The following is a 1,851-nucleotide window of genomic DNA, read 5'->3' on the forward strand; positions in this document are numbered from 1 at the left end:
TTTGTAGTGTAGTGACCACAAAATAAGGTGATTTTTTTTCGCCAACCAAGGGAAGTGTTTTGCCCCTGGGGCAAAACACTTCCCTTGGTTATTTTAAATGCTGTTGCATTTATTAGTTGAATCTAAGGCTCGATTTTTATTCAATTTGAAAAAAAAATCCATCTATAAAGGCAAAAAAAATTTAAACCGATTCTGAAAAACAAACCACAAAAAAGCCTCCTGAAAAGAAGGCTTTCACTTTAATTTTACATGAAGTTTTATTGTTCAACAAAACTTTTGAGTTGATGGGATACAACTTGAGTCCATTTTTTTTCAAATTTTTCATAGCTGAAATCGTTACCCAAATGCTCTAGATTTTCCAAACCTTTGTGGGTAAGCGTAACCAAGGTATGATCGCCATCTTTTTCCAATTCCCATTTCAGAATGGTTCTCTCTTTGCTGATGTCGGGATAGGACCAACTGTACTTTAGTTTTTGCTCCGGGATTACTTCAAGAATCTCTCCGTGATGATGTTGTTTTTCTGAGCCAAAATCCGAATGAAAGCTAAAAGATGTATGAACTTGTGCAGAAAAATCCGGTATGTTGTGATACCATTCTTTCAATTGATCTTTAACTGTAATTGCATCCCATACCTTATCAACAGGAGCATTAACTTTTTGTTTGATGATAACATTACTGTGCATGATCGTATATTTTTATGAGTTATTTCTACTCTTAAAGGTAACCATTATTTCTGAAAATATTTGATTTTCAGAACTTTTTGTTCTTTCTCTGACGAATATCATTAAGTGGATTTTATCAATTTATTTTTATTCAATCTAAATAAAGTATAATTCGTATCTTTGTATCCGATTATTGAAAACTTAGTTTTTAAAAATCAGATATTATAATCTTTAAATCTTATTAAGTATTATGTCAGAACAAATACACTTAGAAAAAAATGAAAATGGCGAGTTGGATGTACGCGTTTTGGTTCCCATCCAAAGACACGAATTGTTGGTCAGATTGTTCAATGAATTGCCGGTAGCAGATAGTTTTACCTTTATCAACGATCACGATCCAATTCCGTTGTATTATGAATTCAAATCGATATACGGAGATGTAGTCGATTGGATCTATCTTAACAAAGGAGGTAGAGATTGGAAAGTAAAAGTGACCCGTACCGAAGAGTCCAAGGCAAGAGATATGTCCAATATTGCAACCTTGATGGATCTTAGAAATGTGGATCCTAAAGAATGGAAACACATCGTTTTTCACCGTTACGGAATGATGGAAGCCAATACCGTTATGGAAATTATTGCGAAAATTGATCCTGAAGAAATAAAATCCATTTTCGAAAATAAATTTGCAGGTCAATTTACTTGGACCTATAAAAAACAAGTTCCGGATGAAGTTGTTGTGCATTTGGAAAAAATTGAGAAAAGCGGTTTGGACGATGATGGTTTTGCTGTGGTAAACGAATTCGACATCCGTCCGTATCCACCAACAGAAAGGCATGAAATGTTTTATCAGGCTTTTGCAGATATAAAACCCGGTGAGGCTTTTGTTTTTATCAACGACCACGATCCAAAACCTTTGTACTACCAAATGGAGGCGGAAAGTAAAGAACCTTTCCGTTGGGAGTATCTAGAACAAGGCCCGGACGAATGGAAAGTTAGAGTGGTAAAAGTGGTAAAATAATATTGGAATAGTCCTAAAAAAATAGAAAACCGCCTCGGAAATTCGGAGATCACTGAAAAAGTGAATTTTCAGGAAATATGAAAAAGAAGGAGTTGAAATCTTAGGATTTTAGCTCCTTTTTTTGTACCTTGATAAGGTCTTTTAAAGATAAAGAATGTTAGTCCAACAGCA

General features: G+C 34.4%; 2 protein-coding genes. One reads left to right on the forward strand and one right to left on the reverse strand.

Going from position 1 to position 1,851, the window contains the following annotated elements:
* Positions 1-257 precede the first annotated feature (257 nt).
* A complete protein-coding gene (locus tag EIY84_RS11655) occupies positions 258-683 on the reverse strand; it encodes an SRPBCC family protein (RefSeq protein ID WP_124643369.1) in 426 nt (141 codons plus the stop codon).
* A gap of 229 nt (positions 684-912) precedes the next feature.
* Here EIY84_RS11655 and EIY84_RS11660 point away from each other — a divergent pair, with 229 nt between their 5' ends.
* Positions 913-1,680 (forward strand): DUF2249 domain-containing protein, encoded by a 768-nt coding sequence (locus tag EIY84_RS11660; RefSeq protein WP_124643371.1) that lies wholly within the window; start codon positions 913-915, stop codon positions 1,678-1,680.
* The last annotated feature ends 171 nt before the right edge of the window (positions 1,681-1,851 follow it).

The organism is Amniculibacterium aquaticum, from assembly GCF_003852705.1.
Classification (GTDB): Bacteria; Bacteroidota; Bacteroidia; order Flavobacteriales; family Weeksellaceae; genus Amniculibacterium; species Amniculibacterium aquaticum.

Bases quoted from the DNA above. Each gene is read 5' to 3' on its own strand.
- EIY84_RS11655 (WP_124643369.1), bottom strand. From the start codon at position 683: ATGCACAGTAATGTTATCATCAAACAAAAAGTTAATGCTCCTGTTGAT.
- EIY84_RS11660 (WP_124643371.1), top strand. From the start codon at position 913: ATGTCAGAACAAATACACTTAGAAAAAAATGAAAATGGCGAGTTGGAT.